We start from the raw sequence: 21,381 nt of genomic DNA on the forward strand, positions 1-21,381 counted from the left end.
CGCCAGTGGTTTCCCGGGGGTGCGATCCTGGAGTTCGTATGTCTACTTCCTTCGCCGACCTTCAGACCCTGCTGGCCGGGGCGTCGCTGCGCGACGCCCACCGGCTCGGCCGCCGTCTCGAAGGCGCCCGCCGCATCCGTAAGCCCGAGGCTCGGCAGGCCGTGCTGGACGAGATCGCCGCGGAGGCGGAGAAGTCCGCGGCCCGCACCGCGCTCCGGACCGGCCGCGTGCCCGCGGTCTCGTACCCGGAGCAGCTTCCGGTCAGCCAGAAGAAGGACGCGATCCTCGAGGCGATACGGGACCACCAGGTCGTGATCGTCGCGGGCGAGACCGGCTCCGGCAAGACCACCCAGATCCCGAAGATCTGTCTGGAACTTGGCCGTGGCGTGCGCGGCATGATCGGCCACACGCAGCCCCGCCGTATCGCCGCCCGCACCGTCGCGGAGCGGGTCGCGGAAGAGCTGGACACCCCGCTCGGCGAGGCCGTCGGCTGGAAGGTCCGCTTCACCGACCAGGTGAACCAGGACGCCACCTTCGTGAAGCTCATGACCGACGGCATCCTGCTCGCCGAGATCCAGACCGACCGCGAGCTGCGCGCCTACGACACGATCATCATCGACGAGGCCCACGAGCGGTCGCTCAACATCGACTTCCTGCTCGGCTACCTGGCGCAGTTGCTGCCCAGGCGTCCCGATCTCAAGGTCGTGATCACGTCCGCGACGATCGACCCCGAGCGCTTCTCCCGGCACTTCGGCGACGCCCCGATCGTCGAGGTCAGCGGCCGCACGTATCCCGTCGAGGTCCGCTACCGCCCACTGCTCGAAGAGGACGGCGAGGAGAGCGACCGCGACCAGATCACCGCGATCACGGACGCGGTGGAGGAGCTGATGGGCGAGGGGAAGGGCGACATCCTCGTCTTCCTCTCCGGCGAGCGCGAGATCCGCGACACCGCGGAGGCGCTCAACAAGAAGCAGTACCGCTTCACCGAGGTGCTCCCCCTCTACGCCCGTCTCTCGCACGCCGAGCAGCACCGCGTCTTCCAGCAGCACACCGGCCGCCGGATCGTCCTCGCCACCAATGTCGCGGAGACCTCACTGACCGTCCCCGGCATCAAGTACGTGATCGATCCGGGGACCGCCCGTATCTCCCGCTACAGCCATCGCACGAAGGTGCAGCGGCTGCCCATCGAGGCGATCAGCCAGGCCAGCGCCAACCAGCGCAAGGGCCGCTGCGGCCGCACGTCGGACGGCATCTGCATCCGGCTGTACTCGGAGGACGACTTCAACGCCCGGCCCGAGTTCACGGACGCGGAGATCCTCCGTACGAACCTGGCGTCGGTCATCCTCCAGATGACGGCGGCCGGACTCGGCGACATCGAGAAGTTTCCGTTCATCGACCCGCCGGACCACCGCAACATCCGCGACGGTGTCCAGCTCCTCCAGGAACTGGGCGCGTTCGACCCGGCGCAGAAGGATCCCCGCAAGAAGCTGACGGAGATGGGCCGCAAGCTCTCCCAGCTGCCGGTCGACCCCCGGCTCGCCCGTATGGTCGTCGAGGCCGACAAGAACGGCTGTGTGCGCGAGGTCATGGTGATCGCGGCCGCGCTGTCGATCCAGGACCCGCGCGAGCGCCCGGCGGAGAAGCAGACGCAGGCCGACCAGCAGCACGCCCGCTTCAAGGACGAGACCAGCGACTTCCTCGCCTTCCTCAACCTGTGGCGCTATGTCCGTGAACAGCAGAAGGAGCGCGGCTCCTCGAGCTTCCGCCGGATGTGCAAGCAGGAGTATCTGAACTTCCTGCGCATCCGGGAGTGGCAGGACATCTACTCCCAGCTCCGCACGGTCGCCAAGCAGATGGGCATGCGGCTGGAGGAGCCCTCGGCGGACGCTGCCGCGCCCGAGCAGTCCGTCCACGTCTCGCTGCTCGCGGGTCTGCTGTCGCACGTCGGCATGAAGGACGTGAAGGAGACCGCAGGCGAGAGCGGAAGGAGCACAGGGAAGAACGAGTACCTGGGCGCCCGCGGCGCCAAGTTCGCGATCTTCCCAGGCTCGGCCCTCTTCAAGAAGCCGCCGCGGTTCGTGATGTCGGCCGAGCTGGTGGAGACGTCCCGCCTGTGGGCACGGGTCAACGCGAGGATCGAGCCGGAGTGGATCGAACCACTCGCCGAGCATTTGCTGAAGCGTACGTACAGCGAACCGCACTGGGAGAAGGACGCGGCCGCGGTGATGGCGTACGAGAAGGTGACGCTCTACGGCGTGCCGATCGTCGCCCAGCGGAAGGTGAACTACGGGCGGATCGACCCGGAGGTCTCGCGTGACCTCTTCATTCGCAACGCGCTGGTCGAGGGCGACTGGCGCACGCACCACAAGTTCTTCGCGGACAACCGCAGACTGCTGACCGAGGTCGAGGAGCTGGAGCACCGCGCCCGCCGTCGAGACATCCTGGTGGACGACGAGACCCTCTTCGACTTCTACGACCAGCGGGTGCCCGAACACGTCGTGTCCGGCGCGCACTTCGACTCCTGGTGGAAGCACAAGCGCCGCGAGCAGCCTGACCTGCTCGACTTCGAGCGCGAGATGCTCATCAACGAGAAGGCGGGTGCGGTCACCAAGGACGACTACCCGGACTCGTGGCGGCAGGGCCGGCTGAAGTTCCGGGTGACGTACCAGTTCGAACCGGGGGCGGACGCGGACGGTGTCACCGTGCACATCCCGCTGCAGGTGCTGAACCAGGTGACCGACGAGGGCTTCGACTGGCAGATCCCGGGGCTGCGCGAGGACGTGGTCACCGAGCTGATCCGTTCGCTGCCGAAACCGGTCCGCCGCCACTACGTGCCCGCGCCGAACTACGCGAAGGCGTTCCTTGCCAGGGCCGTGCCGCTCCAGGAGCCGCTGCCGGTCACGCTCGCGCGGGAACTGAAGCGGATGGTCGGCGTGCCGGTCACGGCGGAGGACTTCGATCTGTCCCGTGTGCCCGACCACTTGAAGATCACGTTCCGGATCGTCGACGAGCGTCGTAAGAAGCTCGCTGAGGACAAGGACCTGGAGGCCCTCCGGGTCCAGCTGAGGCCGAAGGCCCGGCAGGCGCTGTCCAAGGCCGCCGCCTCCTCCAGCCCTTCCGGCGAGTCCCTGGAGCGCAGCGGACTGACGGACTGGACGATCGGCACGCTCTCGAAGGTCTTCGAGACGCGGCGCGCGGGCCAGCCGGTCAAGGCGTTCCCCGCCCTGGTCGACGAGGGCGGTTCCGTCGCCGTGCGGCTCTTCGACACCGAGGCGGAGCAGGCGCAGGCGATGTGGCGCGGGACCCGTCGTCTGATCATGCTCAACATCCCGGTGAATCCGGCCAAGTTCGCCTCGGACAAGCTGACGAACCAGCAGAAGCTGGCGCTCTCCCGCAATCCGCACGGCTCGGTCCAGGCGCTGTTCGAGGACTGCGCACTGGCCGCGGCCGACCGTCTGATCGCGGAGCACGGCGGACCCGCGTGGGACGAGGAATCGTTCCGGAAGCTGTTCGACAAGGTGCGGGCCGACCTCGTCGACCTGACCGTCCGCACGATCGACCAGGTGCAGCAGATCCTGGCGGCCTGGCAGGCCTGTGAGCGCCGTCTGAAGGCCACGAACAGCCTGGTGCTCATCAACAACGTCCAGGACGTACGCGAGCAGCTGGCAGCCCTCGTGCCGGCCGGCTTCGTGACCCGCACAGGGCTGCGCAGGCTGCCCGACCTGATGCGCTACCTGGTGGCAGTGGACCGCCGCCTCCAGCAGATGCCCACGGCCGTCCAGCGCGACACCACGCGCATGGAGAAGGTCCACGAGATGCAGGACGAGTACGCCTGGCTGCTGGAGCAGCTGCCGCAGGGCCGCCCGGTGCCGCAGGAGGTCCTGGACATCCGCTGGATGATCGAGGAGCTGCGGGTGAGCTACTTCGCGCACGCGCTGGGCACGGCGTACCCGGTGTCCGACAAGCGGATCGTGAAGGCCATCGACGCGGCCGCGCCGTGACGGGCCGGTCGCCAGGAGTGAGTTCGACCTGATGGTCGCACCTGCTGTACAGTCTCTCTCGCAGCCAAGAGAGCAAATACCGGCTGCGAAACCTGGTCCTGTGGAGCAGTTTGGAGTGCTCGCCACCCTGTCAAGGTGGAGGCCGCGGGTTCAAATCCCGTCAGGACCGCGCTGGATGACGAAGGCCCGCATCATTCGATGCGGGCCTTCGTCGTGCCCGGGCATCTTGACGGCGTCATCTGCCACGGGTACCCAGTCACTAGGGTCATTCGTTCGGATCCGGCGGGAGCCGGACGAGCGGCCCAAGAGGGCGGCACACACCCGGAGGTGACGTGCATGGCGGCGTCCACAGCAAGGCGGTACGAGACCCGGGCGCTGCTGCGCGCCCATCTGTCCGCCGCCTCCGGCTATCGGCACCTCACGAGGTCCTGCCCCATCTGCCATCGCCTCCTGCGGCTCGCCATGGAGCGCCCCGACGGGGAGCCTGCCGGCACCGGACGGGCACAGCCGCCCGCCGCCCGGCCGCCGACAGAGGCAACCCGGCCGTCGGCAGAGGCGGTGGACGGCCCGTCGGCCGAGGACAAGAGCCCGACCAAGGAGTGACCAACAGCCGCTCTGGCACGCCTGGTTCCGTGACAGGCTGGACTTTGGCAAGAGCCGTGCGGTGTGACGGGAGTCACCGAACGGGTTTTCAGAACCCCTCCTTTTAACCCCTCCCTACAACCGTCCGATTTAATATGTGCCATTGCACTCTCCTCAAGGCTGTCCGGCACAGGCCGGCGCAAGGCCTCCGAAGCCCCGCCCGGGCACAAAAAAATCGCGCTGGACCCGGCGGAGTCCAGCGCGATCGATGACGAGGGTCTGTTGGGGCAGAGCACCGTCACATGGAGCTAAGGGCGGGTTTTCCGAGGTGGGGGCCCCGGAAATGCCCGGTCTTGCAGGGGTGTTCAGGCCTCGCTGCGCTGCTGCGGGATACCCGCAAGCAGTGCGCGGACCTCTGCCTCGCGGTACCGGCGATGTCCTCCGAGCGTGCGGATGGACGTGAGCTTGCCTGCCTTGGCCCAGCGGGTAACCGTCTTCGGGTCCACGCGGAACATGGTGGCGACCTCAGCCGGGGTCAGCAGCGGCTCGGCATCAGGGGTGCGAGCGGTCATGAGCGGCCTCCTCGGGAGAACCGAACCTTCTCGGTTCTTTCCTCTAAATTCTGCACCTTGACCCGCGTTGCCCGAAATGGCAGACGCGGGCCGAGTCGGTTATAGGACGAACGGCTTGTCCTCGGCACTACAACTACACCATCTGTCCAGCGACGTCGGCCAAACCGATGGAATTGCCCTCTCAGGTGTCCATCAGCGGCCGAAGCCCGATGGACCATGCCATAACGGACAGTCACGTCACAGTAACGATCAGTCACAGAGCGATCAGGAGTCGCCAGACCCCCCATAGCGTGCAATGCTGAGCATTCCGCCCTTACTTGGACGGAAGGAACCCTCCCCGGACTCCTTGTCCTATTTTGACACGAGGGTAGGTGATGGGCGCAAGGGCGCGGTTAGTGCCGTCCGTCACGCTTGGGGGGCAAGTGCCCGGATCGGGACCTACGTCCTGTACGCAGCGCACCCCCGACAACGAAGTCGGCCTTCAGTTGGCGAACTGACGGTCCCTGACGGCCCGCCAGCGCTCGGTCAGCCGCCCGTACGCCAGCGCCGCGCCCTCACCGTCGCCGGCCCGCAGCGCCGCGATCCCCTCCGCCACATCGGCCGCGGAACGGTCCTGAGCCAGCTGTCCGTCCGGCAGGGCGTGCACCAGGCCGCCGTAATCCAGCTCCACCAGCGACCGCGGATGGAACTCCTCGAGCCAGCGGCCGACGTCCAGCAGCCCCTCGGTCAGCGGGCCCTCGTCGATCGTCTCCCGCAGCGTCCGCAGCGCCCGTGCGACCCGCCTGCGCGCCTGGACCATCGGCGTCCGGTATCGCAGCACGGGCGCCGCCGGACCGGCCGCCTCGTACTCACGCTCCTCGTCGGCGAAGAGCGTGAACCAACCGACCGGTACATGCCAGACCGCCGTCCTGATCCAGGGCCGGGCGTCGGGGTTGCGGGCACGCCACTCTTCGAAGTCCGCCGCCGCCTGGTCCCGCACCACGCGCGGCAGCGCCGCGTCCAGCAACTGCGCCGGCAGCTGCTCCGGAAGCTCCTCCAGGGCCAGCCAGCCACGGAGCCGGGTCCGCCAGGGGCAGATGCAGACCACCCCGTCGACGTCCGCCACGAACGCGTCGGCGCTCTCGTGGACCGGTACGGGGACGGGCGGCGTCGGCAGCAAGTCGGCGAGCGAACGGCGCAGTTCGTCCTGGGCCGTCGGTGTGGCCTCCCGGCAGGCGTAGCGGGCCCAGTGGCCGCGTTCCGGCTCGGGGAAGGCCGCCAGCGGCTCGTAGATCCGAAGATAGGACGCATAAGGGACAAGAACCGAGGACAGCGCTGGCATGCCGCAAATCCTTCCACGCCGGTACCCCGCGAGAGGGTGATCCTCGGCACTGCGTCGGATCTACGCACGCGTAGGACTTACCCTCTTGCCAAACCGGTCCTTCCCCGCGTCTGCCCAGCCAAAAGCGACGGTCAGGCCCCGAGGACGGACCGTCTCCGCCGCTTCGTACTTGGGAGTCACCACCGTGACCGATGTGACCGGCGCCAATGCCGACGTACTGCACACCCTCTTCCGATCGGATCAGGGGGGCCACGAGCAAGTCGTGCTGTGCCAGGACCGCGCCAGTGGCCTGAAGGCTGTCATCGCCATCCACTCCACCGCTCTGGGCCCGGCCCTCGGCGGCACCCGCTTCTACCCGTACGCGTCCGAGGAAGCGGCCGTCGCCGACGCGCTGAACCTCTCCCGGGGCATGTCGTACAAGAACGCCATGGCCGGTCTCGAGCACGGCGGCGGCAAGGCCGTGATCATCGGTGACCCCGAGCAGATCAAGTCGGAGGAACTGCTGCTGGCCTACGGCCGGTTCGTCGACTCCCTCGGCGGCCGCTACGTGACCGCCTGCGACGTGGGCACCTACGTCGCCGACATGGATGTCGTCGCACGTGAGAGCCGCTGGGTGACCGGCCGCTCCCCCGAGAACGGCGGCGCGGGCGATTCTTCCGTGCTGACCGCGTACGGCGTCTTCCAGGGCATGCGCGCCTCGGCCGAGCACCTGTGGGGCGAACCGACGCTGCGCGGCCGCAAGGTCGGCGTGGCGGGCGTCGGCAAGGTGGGCCACCACCTGGTCGACCACCTGGTCTCCGACGGGGCCGAGGTCGTGATCACGGACGTCCGCGAGGACTCGGTGCGCCGGATCCTCGATCGGCACCCCCGGGCGACCGCCGTCGCCGACACGGCCACCCTGATCCGCACCGAGGGCCTGGACGTCTACGCCCCCTGCGCGCTGGGCGGCGCCCTGAACGACGCGACCGTCCCGGTGCTGACCGCCAGGATCGTCTGCGGCGCGGCCAACAACCAGCTCGCGCACCCGGGCGTGGAGAAGGACCTCGCGGATCGCGGCATCCTCTACGCGCCCGACTACGTCGTGAACGCCGGCGGCGTCATCCAGGTCGCCGACGAGCTGCACGGCTTCGAGTTCGACCGCTGCAAGGCGAAGGCGTCCAAGATCTTCGACACCACGCTGGCAATATTCGCACGTGCGAAGGAAGACGGTATTCCGCCGGCTGCGGCGGCCGACCGGATCGCCGAGCACCGCATGGCGGAGGCGCGCGGTCGCTGACCGTGTTCGCCCGGCCCGCCGGCCTCGGGGAGACAAGACTCACCCCGGTCGGCGGGTCGACCGCCGGGAAGAGGTTAAAATCGCAGTTGACCAGCGAGGATCGGGCACCTTGCTGGTCCTGCCAAGTGGCACGTGATGCGGGCGGCGTACCGTATGGCCGCGGAAGCAGGTACCGTTGAAGCCCTACGGACCGGTCTCTCCACGGAGAGCCCGTTCCGACTCATGAACGCGTGTCAAGACTCTGGGGCCGTCGAGCCCCGTCACCGAGGGGGTCGAGCCATGGGGCGCGGCCGGGCCAAGGCCAAGCAGACAAAGGTCGCCCGCCAGCTGAAGTACAACAGCGGCGGGACTGACCTGTCGCGTCTGGCCAACGAGCTGGGCGCTTCGACTTCGAGTCAGCCTCCGAACGGCGAGCCGTTCGAGGACGACGACGAGGAAGACGACCCGTACGCACAGTACGCGGATCTGTACAACGACGACGAGGACGAGGACGAGGAGTCCGGTCCGTCGTCGCAACAGCGCCGCGGCGCTTGACGCTGCACCGACACTGACCCGGTCCAGGGGCGACCCCGGACCGGGTTCTGTGCTGTCGGCTCACGCCGCCGGCCGGACTGCGATCGCTACGCGTACGTCCCGGTCAGCTCCGCACCCGTGTGCCGGTCGCCTTGCCGGTCGACTACGGTCCCGGCCACCCATGCCTCGACCCCGCGGTCGGCGAGTGTGGTCAGCGCCACATCGACGGATTCCTGCGGCACGACGGCCATCATGCCGACGCCCATGTTCAGCGTCTTCTCCAGCTCGAGCTGCTCGACCTGGCCGGCCTTGCCGACAAGATCGAAAATCGCTCCCGGGGTCCAGGTCGAACGATCGACGACCGCGTGCAGCGAGTCGGGGAAGACCCGCGCCAGGTTGTTCGCGAGACCGCCGCCGGTGATGTGGCTGAACGCGTGCACCTCGGTGGTCCGGGTGAGCGCCAGACAGTCCAGCGAGTAGATCTTGGTGGGCTCCAGCAGCTCCTCGCCCAGCGTCCGGCCGAGCTCCTCGACCTGCTGGTCCAGCGACATCTTCGCCCGGTCGAACAGCACATGCCGGACCAGCGAGTATCCGTTGGAGTGAAGCCCGGACGACGCCATCGCGATGACCGCGTCACCCTTACGGATGCGTTCCGGGCCGAGCAGCCGGTCCGCCTCGACCACACCGGTACCTGCTCCCGCGACGTCGAAGTCGTCGGGGCCGAGCAGGCCGGGGTGCTCAGCGGTCTCGCCGCCGACCAGCGCGGTGCCGGCGAGCACACAGCCCTCGGCGATGCCCTTGACGATCCCCGCCACCCGCTCAGGGTGGACCTTGCCGACGCAGATGTAGTCGGTCATGAACAGCGGCTCCGCGCCGCAGACCACGATGTCGTCCATGACCATGGCCACCAGGTCGTGGCCGATCGTGTCGTAGACACCCATCTGGCGTGCGATGTCGACCTTGGTGCCGACGCCGTCGGTGGCCGAGGCCAGCAGCGGACGCTCGTAGCGCTTGAGGGCGGAGGCGTCGAAGAGGCCGGCGAAGCCGCCGAGGCCGCCGAGGCCCGCGACCTCGGGGCGCTGCGTCTTCTTCACCCACTCCTTCATCAGCTCCACCGCGCGGTCGCCCGCCTCGATGTCGACGCCCGCCGCCGCGTAACTGGCACCGGTGCCCGCGTGCGGAGCACGCTCGGAAGATTCAGCAGACATGCTGGAGGACTTTCGTGTCGTACTGCAGGGGGATCACGGACGACGGAGCGCGTCGGCGGCGTCGGAGCCGCCCGCCAGCTCGGTCTCCAGAAGCTGCTTGCCGAGCAGCTCGGGGTCGGGAAGCTCCATCGGGTACTCACCGTCGAAGCAGGCACGGCAGAGGTTCGGCTTGGCGATCGTGGTCGCCTCGATCATGCCGTCGATGGAGATGTACGACAGGGAGTCGGCCCCGAGCGAGGTGCCGATCTCGTCGATCGTCATGCCGTTGGCGATGAGCTCCGCGCGGGTCGCGAAGTCGATCCCGAAGAAGCAGGGCCACTTCACCGGCGGGGACGAGATCCGGATGTGGACCTCGGCCGCTCCTGCCTCGCGGAGCATCTTGACCAGGGCCCGCTGGGTGTTGCCTCGGACGATCGAGTCGTCCACGACGACCAGCCGCTTGCCCCGGATGACTTCCTTGAGCGGGTTCAGCTTGAGGCGGATACCCAGCTGGCGGATGGTCTGCGAGGGCTGGATGAAGGTGCGGCCGACATAGGCGTTCTTCACCAGGCCGGAGCCGTACGGGATACCGCTGGCCTCCGCGTAGCCGATGGCCGCGGGCGTGCCGGACTCCGGCGTCGCTATGACCAGGTCGGCCTCGACCGGCGCTTCCTTGGCCAGTTTCCTACCCATCTCCACACGGGAGAGGTAGACGTTCCGGCCGGCGATGTCCGTGTCCGGGCGGGCCAGGTAGACGTACTCGAAGACACAGCCCTTGGGCTTCGCTTCCGCGAAGCGCGAAGTGCGGAGGCCGTTCTCGTCGATGGCGATGAGCTCACCGAGCTCGATCTCCCGGACGAAGCTGGCGCCGCAGATGTCGAGGGCGGCGGTCTCGGACGCCACGACCCAGCCGCGCTCGAGGCGGCCGAGGACCAGCGGGCGGATGCCCTGCGGGTCGCGGGCCGCGTAGAGGGTGCCCTCGTCCATGAAGACGAGCGAGAAGGCGCCCCGGACCTCGGGGAGGACCTTGGCGGCCGCCTCCTCGATGGTCAGCGGCTTGCCGTCGTCGTCGACCTGGCCGGCGAGCAGCGCGGTGATCAGATCGGTGTCGTTGGTCGCGGCGACCTGGGTGGCGCGCCCGTTCTCCTTGGGGAGTTCGGCGACCATCTCCGCGAGCTGGGCGGTGTTGACCAGGTTTCCGTTGTGGCCGAGCGCGATCGAGCCGTGGGCGGTGGCCCGGAAGGTCGGCTGCGCGTTCTCCCACACCGAGGCGCCCGTGGTCGAGTAGCGGGCGTGACCGACCGCGATATGACCTGTGAGGGAGCCGAGGGAGGTTTCGTCGAAGACCTGGGAAACCAGGCCCATGTCCTTGAAGACGAGGATCTGGGAGCCGTTGCTCACCGCGATTCCCGCGGATTCCTGGCCTCGATGTTGGAGGGCGTAGAGCCCGAAGTAAGTGAGCTTCGCGACCTCTTCTCCCGGAGCCCAGACACCGAAGACGCCGCAAGCGTCCTGGGGGCCCTTCTCACCGGGGAGCAGGTCGTGGTTGAGTCGTCCGTCACCACGTGGCACGCCACCGAGTGTAGGCGAGATCGACCACTGGTCCGAATTGGGGACACCGCGCAACCGGGTTTCCAAGGGTGCAAACGGCGCATGAAGGGCCCCGTCCCTTGGGCCCGCCGGCGTGCGCCCGACCTCGCCGGACACTCGCAGATCGTCCAGCGAGGCGTCCAGGATCCGGGACGGACGTGCCCGCACCCCGTCCCGGCCAGGGATTCGGCCTCCGGCCCGCCGCCATCGACTTGATCACCCTCCGTCAACGAGCGCCCGGTGCGGTCCGTCGCGTCCGGTGGAGGCGGCGTGTGCTAGTTCACACGGTCACTTCTCGCGGGACGTGTCGGAAGCGACCGCCGCGAAGCCCTCGCCGTCCGGGGCGGTGAGCGTGAGCGACCGGTGCCCCAGCCGGTACTTCACCGTCCCGTCGAGGACCTTGGCCAGCTGACGCTCCACGTCCATCACCGGGCCTTCGCACAGCTTCCGGGTCGAGGAGAGGCGACCGAAGGTGATCGAGTCGTCCGAGATCTTCGCCGTGCTGGTGAAGCGGTTGCAGCCCAGGCTGCCCCTCACGGAACCGTCCTTGGCGAAGGTCAGATGCGCCTTGTTCTCCGTGCCGGCCGGCAGGGACGCCGCCGTCTGCCCGGACACCAGGCTGTTCACGGACCACTTGGTGCCCACCAGCGGGGAGGACGGCTCGGAGGTGAGGGCGATGGAGTCGCCCTTCTCCGTCGTCAGGGTCAGCCTGCCGTCGCTGAGCTTCGCCTTGAGCTTCCCGGAGAAGGCGGCGCGCAGGGTGTCCTCGAAGCCCTGGATCTTCTCCTCGCACGCCATCTCGGTCATCTCTCCGGGCCCCACCGTGATGGTGTCGCCCTCGATCTTCACGTCGGCGCCGAAGCGGTTGCAGCCGTAGTTGCCCTGGGCCCGCCCCTTGTCCGTGATCTCGACGTGGGCGTCGGCAGGGGCCTTGGTCCTGCGCCCGTCGACCGTGACGCTGTCGACGGACCAGTGGACACCGGTCACAGGAACATCGGGCTGCACGGTTCCTCCTCCGTCGCCTCCTCCTCCGTCGCCGCGGTCACCGGAGCCGGCGCCCGACTCCGTGCCGCAGGCGGCGAGTGCGAGGACGGCCAGTGCGGTCACAGAAATGCTCAGCTGATTGCGCATACCCGTGTGACGGAGCGGCCCTGAGGTCGGTTCCGCCCGTTCCCCCGTCCGGCCGCAGGGCACGGGCCCGACGTGGCCCTTCCGCCCGCCCCGCCGGTCAGCCCAGGATCGGCAGCAGTGCGCCGAGATCGGCGCGCTCGCCGCTCGCGGCGACCTTCGCCGAGTCGAGCGCCTCACGCCATCCGGTACGGCCGGTGGCGAGGCGGACCCACGTCAGCGGGTCGGTCTCGACGACATTGGGCGGCGTGCCGCGGGTGTGCCGCGGGCCTTCGACGCACTGCACCACGGCGAACGGCGGGACGCGCACCTCCGTCGACGCACCCGGCGCCTTCACCGCGAGGGCGTCCGCGAGCAGCCGTGTGCAGGCGGCGAGCGCCCGGCGGTCGTACGGGATGTCCAGCCCGGTCGCGTCGTTCAGGTCGTCGGTGTGGACGATCAGCTCGACGGTGCGGGTGACCAGGAAGTCCCCGAGCCGCATCCCGCCGAACCGCATGGGCACGAGCCGCTCCGCGTCGGCGGTCGGCAACAGCTCCTCGAGGCCCGCGGCCGTGCGGTCGAACAGTTCGGCGACCGTACCGCCCTTCGCGAAGGCCCTGGTGTCCTCGTCGACCTGCCCCGCCGCCGTCACCGTCGCGAAGGGCCAGTCCAGCAGCGCCAGGTCCTGCTTGTCGGGCTCCGGCAGGCGCAGATAGCGCGTGACGAGTCCGGCGACCATGGCCACGTGCGCGGCGAGCTCCCGCACGGTCCAGTCCCCGAGCCGCGTCGGCAGCGCCAACTGGCCGTCGGTGAGGCCGTCCACAGCCTGCCTGACGTGCCCGAACTGGGCGAGCACGGCGGCGCGGGTGAGGGCGGGATCGTAGCTGCGAAGACGCTTCCTGGCCGGTGGCATGAACCGACCCTACGGGGTGGGCAGGCCACCGGACACCGTGTCCCCGGCAGTGAACGTCTCCCCCGTTCCCGGGGACTTCGAGCCCGCGCCGTCGGACCGCGAGCCGACCGCGGTGTCCGCGTCCGGGCCGTCCATGAGCTGGAAGTGAAGGTGCGGTTCCGAGGAGTTGCCGGAGTTCCCGCACCGTGCGATCGGCTGCCCTGCCCGGAGCCGGTCGCCTGCCCGGACCGCGAGGGAGCCGCGCTGGAGATGCACGTACGCGGCAACCCTCCGTCGCCGAGGTCCAGGACGACATGGTTGCCGAAGACCTCGCGGACTCCGCCGATGTCCCGGAGCGACGGCTCGACGATCACCAGGTGGGGCACCACGAGCAGCGAATTGCGGCTCAGACGGGTCCTCGCGTGGACGACGATGGCATCGGCGACGGCGGACAGCGGCTCCCCGAAGGCAGGAACGTCCCTGTTCCGGCGGACGACCGGCCAAAGGGCCATGAACCGCGGCCGGGCGCCCTCGGAAGGCTCGGCAACGAGGTCGATGGCGTACGTCTGCCCGTAGCCATGGGCTCGGCGTGCGGTCCGTCGGGCTGTTCAGCGCCGACCAGTGGCTGCGCACCGGGACGCCGACCTCGGCCGCCTCGCGCGGGTGCTGACGCCGGGCCCGGCGGGTGCGGACGCAAGCGCCCACGAGTACCGCGAGGGAGAGCAGCGCGGGCGACCAGATCCGCAGCCGGTCGAACGGAAGGCCGGCGAGCAGGTCGAGGAGCATGAGCGCGAGGAGCGCCCTCCATCCGACCGGTAGACGATCACTTACGTGCAACACCCGCACGCAGAAGCCCCCGCCCGGTCGGAACCGGACGGGGGGCCACAGAGCGGAAGGTCAGACGAGCAGACCCGGGATGGTCGCCTCGTGCGCCGTGCGCAGCTCGCTCAGCGGGATGCTGAACTCGCCCTGCACCTCGACGGCGTCTCCGTCCACCACACCGATACGGGTCACGGGCAGACCGCGGGCGCCGCACATGTCGTTGAAGCGGAGCTCCTCGCTGCGCGGGACGGCGACGACCGCCCGGCCGGCCGACTCGCTCAGCAGGAAGGTGAACGCGTCCAGACCGTCCGGGACGACGAGCCGCGCACCCTTGCCGCCACGCAGGCACGACTCCGTGACCGCCTGGATCAGGCCGCCGTCGGACAGGTCGTGCGCCGCGTCGATCATGCCGTCGCGGGAGGCCGAGATCAGGATCTCGCCCAGCAGCTTCTCCCGGTCGAGGTCGACCTTCGGCGGCAGACCGCCGAGGTGGTCGTGGACGACCTGGGACCAGGCCGAGCCGCCGAACTCCTCTCGGGTGTCGCCGAGCAGGTAGAGCAGTTGCCCCTCCTCGGCGAACGCGATCGGCGTCCTGCGGTTGACGTCGTCGATCACACCGAGCACCGCGACGACCGGCGTCGGGTGGATCGCCGTCTCGCCCGTCTGGTTGTAGAGCGAGACGTTGCCGCCGGTCACCGGCGTGCCCAGCTGCAGACAGCCGTCCGCGAGACCACGCGTGGCCTCGGCGAACTGCCACATGACGTCCGGGTCCTCGGGCGAGCCGAAGTTCAGGCAGTCGGAGATCGCGAGCGGCTTCGCACCGGACGCGGCCACGTTGCGGTACGCCTCCGCCAGCGCGAGCTGCGCACCCGTGTACGGGTCGAGCTTCGCGTACCGGCCGTTGCCGTCGGTCGCCATGGCCACGCCCAGGTTCGACTCCTCGTCGATCCGGACCATGCCCGCGTCCTCCGGCTGCGCCAGCACCGTGTTGCCCTGCACGAAGCGGTCGTACTGGTCGGTGATCCACGCCTTGGAGGCCTGGTTCGGAGAGGCGACCAGCTTCAGGACCTGCTCGCGCAGCTCCTCCGCGTTCGCCGGGCGGGCCAGCTTGTTCGCGTCGTCCGCCTGGAGCGCGTCCTGCCAGGAGGGGCGGGCGTACGGGCGGTGGTAGACCGGGCCCTCGTGGGCGACGGTCCGCGGCGGCACGTCGACGATCTGCTCGCCGTGCCAGAAGATCTCCAGGCGCTCGCCGTCGGTCACCTCACCGATGACCGTGGCGATGACGTCCCACTTCTCGCAGATCTCCAGGAACCGGTCCACCTTGTCCGGCTCGACGATCGCGCACATGCGCTCCTGCGACTCGCTCATGAGGATCTCCTCCGGCGAGAGCGTCGCGTCGCGCAGCGGCACGCTGTCCAGCTCGACCCGCATACCGCCGGAGCCGGCGCTCGCGAGCTCGGAGGTGGCGCAGGACAGACCGGCGCCGCCGAGGTCCTGGATGCCGGCGACGAGCTTCTCCTTGAAGATCTCAAGGGTGCACTCGATGAGGAGCTTCTCCTGGAAGGGGTCGCCGACCTGGACGGCGGGCCGCTTGGCGGGACCCGTCGACTCGAAGGTCTCCGAGGCGAGCACCGAGACACCGCCGATGCCGTCGCCGCCGGTGCGGGCGCCGTAGAGGATCACCTTGTTGCCGGGGCCCGACGCCTTCGCGAGGTGGATGTCCTCGTGCTTCATCACACCGATGCAGCCGGCGTTGACCAGCGGGTTGCCCTGGTAGCACTCGTCGAAGACGACCTCGCCGCCGATGTTCGGCAGGCCCAGGCAGTTGCCGTAGCCGCCGATGCCCGCGACCACGCCCGGCAGGACGCGCTTGGTGTCGGGGTGGTCGGCGGCGCCGAAGCGCAGCGGGTCCACGACGGCGACCGGGCGGGCGCCCATCGCGAGGATGTCGCGGACGATGCCGCCGACACCGGTGGCCGCGCCCTGGTAGGGCTCGATGTACGACGGGTGGTTGTGCGACTCCACCTTGAAGGTGACGGCGTAACCCTGGCCGACGTCGACGACGCCCGCGTTCTCACCGATGCCGACGAGCATGGCGTCGTTCTCGGGCGCCTTCTCGCCGAACTGCTTCAGGTGGACCTTGCTGCTCTTGTACGAGCAGTGCTCCGACCACATGACGCTGTACATCGCGAGCTCGGCACCGGTGGGACGGCGGCCCAGGATCTCGCGGATCCGGGCGTACTCGTCCTCCTTGAGGCCGAGCTCCTTCCACGGCTGGCCGGCGTCCGGGGTCTCGGTGGCGTGCTTGACGGTGTCCAGAGTCATGCTGCGACCAGCTTCTTGAGAATGGAGGTGAAGAATCCGAGTCCGTCGGTACCGCCGGTACCGATCAGTGGCTCCACGGCGTGCTCGGGGTGCGGCATCAGACCGACCACGTTGCCCGCGGCGTTGGTGATGCCGGCGATGTCGCGCAGCGAGCCGTTGGGGTTCAGGTCCAGGTAGCGGAAGGCGACACGGCCCTCGGCCTCGAGCTCGTCGAGCACCCGCTCGTCGGCGACGTACCGGCCGTCCATGTTCTTCAGCGGTACGGAGATCTCCTGGCCGGACTCGTAGTCCGCGGTCCAGGCGGTGTCCGCGTTCTCCACCCGCAGCTTCTGGTCACGGCAGATGAAGTGCAGATGGTTGTTCCGCAGCATCGCGCCCGGCAGGAGGTGGGCCTCCGTGAGGATCTGGAAACCGTTGCAGATACCCAGGACCGGCATACCGGCCTTCGCCTGCTCGATGATCGTCTCCATCACCGGCGAGAACCGGGAGATGGCACCGGCACGGAGATAGTCGCCGTACGAGAAACCTCCGGCGAGGACGACCGCGTCGACCTGCTTGAGGTCCTTGTCGCGGTGCCAGAGCGGTACCGCCTCTGCGCCGGCGAGCCGTGCGGCACGCAGCGCGTCCTGGTCATCGAGCGTTCCGGGGAAGGTGACGACTCCGATACGAGCGGTCACGACTCCACCTTCACGACGAAGTCCTCGATGACGGTGTTGGCGAGGAACGTTTCAGCCATCTCATGGATGCGGGAGAGGGCGGCGTCGTCGACCGGCCCCTCCACCTCCAGTTCGAAGCGCTTTCCCTGACGGACGTCCGCGATCCCGGCGAATCCCAGTCGCGGCAGTGCACGCTGCACCGCCTGTCCCTGGGGGTCGAGGATCTCGGGCTTGAGCATGACGTCGACTACGACGCGAGCCACGGGCACTCCCGGTGGTGTGTTGCGAGGGCGGTTCCCTCAGCGTACCCGCCCGGAAAATCTACGCGGGTAGATATCAAACCCACCCACCGCGAAATCCAAGGAAAGATTGCCGGGCCCCATTGTGAAGGACACGCGCAAGTAATTGCCGGGGCTTCACAATGCACGCCCGTCCGCTGTACAAAGGAATACAGAGGAAAGCAGCATTGCCCCTCGACGGCCGAATAACCGGTATCGCCGCACGTCACAACCCACGCCGTTCCGGCGATACCGCAGGGAAAGGACCGATATCCGTGGCTCAGCGAGTGGTGGTCACGCTCTCCGACGACATCGATGGCGGAGAAGCGACGGAAACGGTCACGTTCGGCCTCGACGGGAAGTCGTACGAGATCGACCTCAATCTCTCCAATGCAAAGAAACTGCGCAAGGCGCTGGCGCCCTACATGGCTGCCGGACGAAAGCAGACGAACGGCGGCAAGCGCGACAAGCCGCGCGCCGTTGCCTACCGGCACACCGCCGTCGAGGCCGCACCGGCAGCGGTCCGGGCGTGGGCACAGTCCAACAAGATGGACGTGCCGGCCCGCGGCCGTATCCCGAAGCGCGTCTACGAGGCGTTCCGCGAGGCCAGTTGAGCGACGCCGGCCGCGGCCGCGCCCAACGGAGTTGCACTGCACCCCAGGTGATCCGCTAGAGTCTGGAGCACGCCGAGGGGCAAGCCGAAAGGCCCGCCTCGAGCAGCGTGCGGGTGTAGTTCAGTAGTAGAACATCCCCCTTCCAGGGGGAAGGCGCAGTGTGCAATTCCTGTCACCCGCTCTGCATCGCTTTACCGTCCACGGATGTGGATCAGGTACAGTGGTGGACGTACCGCCCGGTGAGAGCCGAGCGGCAACAATGCGGACGTGGCTCAGTTGGTAGAGCATCACCTTGCCAAGGTGAGGGTCGCGAGTTCGAATCTCGTCGTCCGCTCAAGAGAACGAAGGCCCCGGTCATTGCGACCGGGGCCTTCGTCGTGCTCCGAGCCTTCGTCATACTCCGGGCCTCCTCCTGATCGGGCTTCTCTTCATGTGCGGACGGGCAGCTCATCAGCGAACGGGTGGCGCCGGCGGCATTGATCCAGCCGGCGCATGACCGGCAAAGGCGATGTGAGCAGGAAACCGCGCAGCCGCACCCGGGCATCCCGGGCACATGTTGTGACAGTGCCCACAGCCCACGCGTCGGCGAACCGTGATCATTACCGGCCGCGCAGGCCGGCCGAGGCCCTCACCCGGAGTGCTTGTGACGACCGCGCCAGGGCCCGGCCCGAGAACGTCGGCGACCGGCGAACATCCGTCCGGTGCGCCGGAAATCCCTCCGGACAGAGCCGAGTTGACTTCCGAAGCCATGCGCTCACCCAAGCCCTGGAAAGGGCGAGGTGATCGCCGTCCCACCGAGCGGGCTCCCTGTCGCGAAGAAGTCGCACCGGCGCGGGCCGGCAATGCGGAATGCTCTGGCGTCCCGCCCTGCCGGGCCGCGAGGGGAACTCCGGTCGGCGGTGCGTCTCGCGCACCGCCGACTTTGGGTATAGTGGTCTCCGCGCTACGGCGCATGCGGACGTGGCTCAGTTGGTAGAGCATCACCTTGCCAAGGTGAGGGTCGCGAGTTCGAATCTCGTCGTCCGCTCAAGAGAAGAAGCCCCCGGCCTTTCGGCCGGGGGCTTCTTCGTGTCCGGGCGTCCTGCTAGGACCAGGTCGCGCCGGTCAGCAGTTCGTAGGCCTCCACGTACTTGGCGCGGGTCGCGTCCACGACCTCCTGCGGCAGTGCGGGCGGCGGCTGCTCGCTGTTCCGGTCCCAGCCGGACTCCGGCGAGGTCAACCAGTCCCGGACGTACTGCTTGTCGTAGGACGGCTGGGCGCGGCCCGGCTGCCAGCTCGCCGCCGGCCAGAATCGGGACGAGTCCGGGGTGAGCACCTCGTCGGCGATGAGCAACCTGTCACCGTCGAAGCCGAACTCGAACTTCGTGTCCGCCAGGATGATGCCCCGCCCGCGTGCGATGTCACGGGCCCGGGAGTAGACGGCGAGGGTCGACTGGCGCAGGTGGGCGGCGGTCTCGGCGCCGACCTGGCGGGCGACCTCCTCGTAGCTCACGTTCTCGTCGTGGTCCCCGACGGCGGCCTTGGTCGCGGGCGTGAAGATCGGGGCGGGGAGCTCGGAGCCGTCACTCAGACCCTCGGGGAGCGCCAGGCCGCACACCGTGCGGCTCTGCCGGTATTCGGCGAGCCCGGATCCGGTGAGATAGCCGCGGGCCACGCACTCGACCGGGACCATGCGCAGTGACTTGCACACCGTGGTGCGGCCGGCCCAGTCCGCGGGCGCGCCGGGAGGCAGCTCGGTGGAGATGACGTGGTTGCCGATCAGGTCCTCGAGGCGTTCGAACCACCACAGCGAGAGCTGGGTCAGGACCCGGCCCTTGTCGGGGATCTCGGTGGGCAGTACCCAGTCGTACGCCGACATGCGATCGCTGGCGACCATCACGAGGTCGCCCGCCTCGTTCTGGTACAGGTCGCGCACCTTGCCGGTGTGCAGATGCACCAGGCCGGGCACCTGCAGCGGCTCGGGCTTTTCGACGAATCCGGACACGGTTCCTCCCCGTGGCTGTGAACAACAGCTCCGATTGTCCCGTACGCGGGCCGGACCCACCCGGTCAGGGTGCGGCAGGCCCCGCCGGTCGACCGACCGCCCGGGGCACATCGTGCCCCGGGCGGTGCGGACGGGGACTAGTCACGCTTGGAGATGCGGTCCAGGAGATTGGCGGTCGCCCGCTGGATCCGGGGGTCGACGTGGCCGGGCCGGTCCAGGGCCGGGGACCACGCGAAGGTCCCCGAGGCGAAGACCAGGGCGCCGGAGGGTGCGCGGTAGAGGGAGGTCTCCTGGTGGCGGACCGTGCCGTCGCCGTCCAGGTACGGGGAGTGCGCGAGCAGGATCCGGCTCTCGTGCTCGGGCAGTGCCGTGCGCGGGAAGTACCGGTCGGCCTCTCCGGCGACCAGGCCGGGCAGTTCGTCGCCCTCCGTCGCGCCGGTGGTCTCCCACAGCCAGTGGTCCGCGTTCCGTACGACCAGCGGGGACGGCTCGGGCACCCGGCCCGCGTACTGGATGCCCATCAGCTGCTGCTCGGCCCGGTCCACCTCGCGCCACAGCGCGGGCTTTCCGGGGCCACGGCGTTTGCGGCAGGTCAACAGCCGGTCCGGGACGCCTGACGGTGACGGTGAGAGCTCGACCTGCCAGTACATGGTGTTGGCGGAGAGGAAGACGAGCGACGTGCCCCGGTCGCGGGCCTGCTCCACCGCCCGGCGCATGGGGGCCGACCAGTACTCGTCGTGGCCGGGGAAGACCAGGCCGCGGTAGCGGGCCGGATCGATGCGTCCGGCGTGCAGATCGCGGGTGTCGGCGTAGGCGAGGTCGTAGCCGTACCGCTCGGCCCAGCGGATGAAGTCGTAGGCGTGGCCGACATGGAGCGGGAGGCCGGCGCCCGCGTACGGACGGTCGAAGGAGACCGTGGTCGCGGCGTCCTCCTCGCCCAGCAGCCTGCCGTCCTCGTCCCAGGCGTGATAGAGGCTGGCGCCGGTGCGGCCGTCCTCCGGATAGAGGTTGTACGCCTGCCAGGTGACGTCGGGCAGCAGCAGGAGCAGGTCCGCGGGATGGTCGTCGCGGACCGTGAAGGGGATGTGCGAGCGGTACCCGTCCAGGGTGGTCAGCACGGCGACGTAGGCGCCGACGGACCAGTATGAGGGGATCTGGAGCCGCCAGGAGAGCCACCAGTGGTGGCAGGAGACCGTGCGGTCGGCGGTGAGCGGCGGAGGCTGGACGATCCCCGAGAGCCGGGGGCTCGTGGTGATCTTGGCGGCGCCGTCGCCGTCGTAGTGGCCGATCCGGTATACGTCTACGGAGAACTGCTGCGGGGGATCCACCGTGATGTGGAAGTCGACGGCCTCACCGGGGGCGGCGGCTCCGGGACTCACGAACCCCTTGATCTGACGGCGCACGTCGTCCGCGGTCCGCGGACCCCCGGAGCCGCCGCGGGCCAGGCTCGGATCGGCGTACCAGGGGACCACCTGGCCGGTGTCGTCGAAGTAGTTCTCACTGCCGCGCAGCCAGGGCAGCGGCCCCTGGCCGAAGGGATCGGAGACGGCGTGCGCGAGAGCGCCCGATTCCCATCGCCGGATCTGATCCGCCCCCATGCCTGCCCCCTCCCTCGGTGCCCCTGTGACAACCGCGCCGCGCCGACCTGTTCAGCGCCGGTC

General features: G+C 69.1%; 16 protein-coding genes, 4 tRNA genes and 1 pseudogene. 9 read left to right on the top strand and 12 right to left on the bottom strand.

Features of this window, described 5'->3' with window-relative positions; genetic code table 11:
• Window positions 1-38: 38 nt before the first annotated feature.
• The 3 genes from hrpA (at window position 39) to MDN94_RS06845 (ending at window position 4,604) form a co-directional block, all read left to right on the top strand.
• Window positions 39-4,001 (top strand): ATP-dependent RNA helicase HrpA, encoded by a 3,963-nt coding sequence (gene hrpA / locus MDN94_RS06835; RefSeq protein ID WP_482725035.1) that lies wholly within the window; start codon window positions 39-41, stop codon window positions 3,999-4,001.
• A 94-nt stretch (window positions 4,002-4,095) separates the two neighbouring features.
• Window positions 4,096-4,170: transfer RNA gene (locus MDN94_RS06840), tRNA-Asp, on the top strand.
• A 167-nt stretch (window positions 4,171-4,337) separates the two neighbouring features.
• On the top strand, window positions 4,338-4,604 hold the full coding sequence (locus MDN94_RS06845) for a DUF6274 family protein (RefSeq protein ID WP_482725036.1): 267 nt from the start codon (window positions 4,338-4,340) through the stop codon (window positions 4,602-4,604).
• A 344-nt stretch (window positions 4,605-4,948) separates the two neighbouring features.
• Here MDN94_RS06845 and bldC read toward each other — a convergent pair whose 3' ends face one another.
• On the bottom strand, window positions 4,949-5,155 hold the full coding sequence (bldC, locus tag MDN94_RS06850; protein WP_003949541.1) for a developmental transcriptional regulator BldC: 207 nt from the start codon (window positions 5,153-5,155) through the stop codon (window positions 4,949-4,951).
• Window positions 5,156-5,636: 481 nt separating this feature from the next.
• Window positions 5,637-6,476: a DUF8083 family protein gene (locus MDN94_RS06855; RefSeq protein ID WP_482725037.1), complete on the bottom strand. Its 840-nt coding sequence runs from the start codon at window positions 6,474-6,476 to the stop codon at window positions 5,637-5,639.
• 184 nt (window positions 6,477-6,660) lie between these two features.
• Between MDN94_RS06855 and MDN94_RS06860 the strand changes: the two genes are divergently transcribed.
• Together MDN94_RS06860 and MDN94_RS06865 are read left to right on the top strand one after the other, a co-directional pair.
• Window positions 6,661-7,752, top strand: a complete 1,092-nt coding sequence (locus MDN94_RS06860; protein WP_482725038.1) for a Leu/Phe/Val dehydrogenase — start codon at window positions 6,661-6,663, stop codon at window positions 7,750-7,752.
• A gap of 279 nt (window positions 7,753-8,031) precedes the next feature.
• Window positions 8,032-8,286, top strand: a complete 255-nt coding sequence (locus MDN94_RS06865; protein WP_159690167.1) for a DUF3073 domain-containing protein — start codon at window positions 8,032-8,034, stop codon at window positions 8,284-8,286.
• Window positions 8,287-8,372: 86 nt separating this feature from the next.
• Here MDN94_RS06865 and purM read toward each other — a convergent pair whose 3' ends face one another.
• The 8 genes and pseudogenes from purM to purS all read right to left on the bottom strand — a co-directional run bounded on the left by purM (window position 8,373) and on the right by purS (window position 17,107).
• Window positions 8,373-9,473, bottom strand: a complete 1,101-nt coding sequence (gene purM / locus MDN94_RS06870; RefSeq protein WP_482725039.1) for a phosphoribosylformylglycinamidine cyclo-ligase — start codon at window positions 9,471-9,473, stop codon at window positions 8,373-8,375.
• Window positions 9,474-9,506: 33 nt separating this feature from the next.
• The gene (gene purF, locus MDN94_RS06875) at window positions 9,507-11,024 is read right to left on the bottom strand and encodes an amidophosphoribosyltransferase (RefSeq protein ID WP_482725040.1); all 1,518 of its coding nucleotides are present in this window, start codon (window positions 11,022-11,024) and stop codon (window positions 9,507-9,509) included.
• A 306-nt stretch (window positions 11,025-11,330) separates the two neighbouring features.
• On the bottom strand, window positions 11,331-12,173 hold the full coding sequence (locus tag MDN94_RS06880; protein WP_482725041.1) for an META domain-containing protein: 843 nt from the start codon (window positions 12,171-12,173) through the stop codon (window positions 11,331-11,333).
• 97 nt (window positions 12,174-12,270) lie between these two features.
• Complete coding sequence (locus MDN94_RS06885) at window positions 12,271-13,062, bottom strand: maleylpyruvate isomerase family mycothiol-dependent enzyme (protein ID WP_482725042.1); 792 nt, start codon at window positions 13,060-13,062, stop codon at window positions 12,271-12,273.
• 9 nt (window positions 13,063-13,071) lie between these two features.
• Window positions 13,072-13,827: pseudogene (locus MDN94_RS06890) on the bottom strand (M23 family metallopeptidase).
• A gap of 111 nt (window positions 13,828-13,938) precedes the next feature.
• Window positions 13,939-16,188: a phosphoribosylformylglycinamidine synthase subunit PurL gene (purL, locus tag MDN94_RS06895; protein WP_482725043.1), complete on the bottom strand. Its 2,250-nt coding sequence runs from the start codon at window positions 16,186-16,188 to the stop codon at window positions 13,939-13,941.
• Complete coding sequence (gene purQ / locus MDN94_RS06900) at window positions 16,185-16,865, bottom strand: phosphoribosylformylglycinamidine synthase subunit PurQ (RefSeq protein WP_482725044.1); 681 nt, start codon at window positions 16,863-16,865, stop codon at window positions 16,185-16,187. The genes purL and purQ overlap by 4 nt, the downstream gene beginning before the upstream one ends.
• Complete coding sequence (gene purS / locus MDN94_RS06905; protein ID WP_005315325.1) at window positions 16,862-17,107, bottom strand: phosphoribosylformylglycinamidine synthase subunit PurS; 246 nt, start codon at window positions 17,105-17,107, stop codon at window positions 16,862-16,864. Before purS ends, purQ begins: the two co-directional genes overlap by 4 nt.
• A gap of 290 nt (window positions 17,108-17,397) precedes the next feature.
• Here purS and MDN94_RS06910 point away from each other — a divergent pair, with 290 nt between their 5' ends.
• The 4 genes from MDN94_RS06910 to MDN94_RS06925 all read left to right on the top strand — a co-directional run bounded on the left by MDN94_RS06910 (window position 17,398) and on the right by MDN94_RS06925 (window position 18,763).
• Window positions 17,398-17,736, top strand: a complete 339-nt coding sequence (locus MDN94_RS06910) for a histone-like nucleoid-structuring protein Lsr2 (protein ID WP_482725045.1) — start codon at window positions 17,398-17,400, stop codon at window positions 17,734-17,736.
• Window positions 17,737-17,845: 109 nt separating this feature from the next.
• Window positions 17,846-17,917: transfer RNA gene (locus tag MDN94_RS06915), tRNA-Gly, on the top strand.
• 80 nt (window positions 17,918-17,997) lie between these two features.
• Window positions 17,998-18,070 (top strand) — tRNA-Gly (locus MDN94_RS06920).
• 620 nt (window positions 18,071-18,690) lie between these two features.
• Window positions 18,691-18,763 (top strand) — tRNA-Gly (locus MDN94_RS06925).
• 57 nt (window positions 18,764-18,820) lie between these two features.
• On the opposite strand, the gene MDN94_RS06930 is transcribed toward MDN94_RS06925, so the two are convergent.
• Window positions 18,821-19,720 carry a phosphoribosylaminoimidazolesuccinocarboxamide synthase gene (locus MDN94_RS06930; RefSeq protein WP_482725046.1) on the bottom strand — a complete coding sequence of 300 codons (900 nt, stop codon included), beginning with the start codon at window positions 19,718-19,720 and terminating at the stop codon, window positions 18,821-18,823.
• A 137-nt stretch (window positions 19,721-19,857) separates the two neighbouring features.
• Window positions 19,858-21,318, bottom strand: a complete 1,461-nt coding sequence (locus tag MDN94_RS06935; protein WP_482725047.1) for a N,N-dimethylformamidase beta subunit family domain-containing protein — start codon at window positions 21,316-21,318, stop codon at window positions 19,858-19,860.
• Window positions 21,319-21,381: the final 63 nt, after the last annotated feature.

It is taken from the genome of Streptomyces sp. WAC00040 (assembly GCF_056835925.1).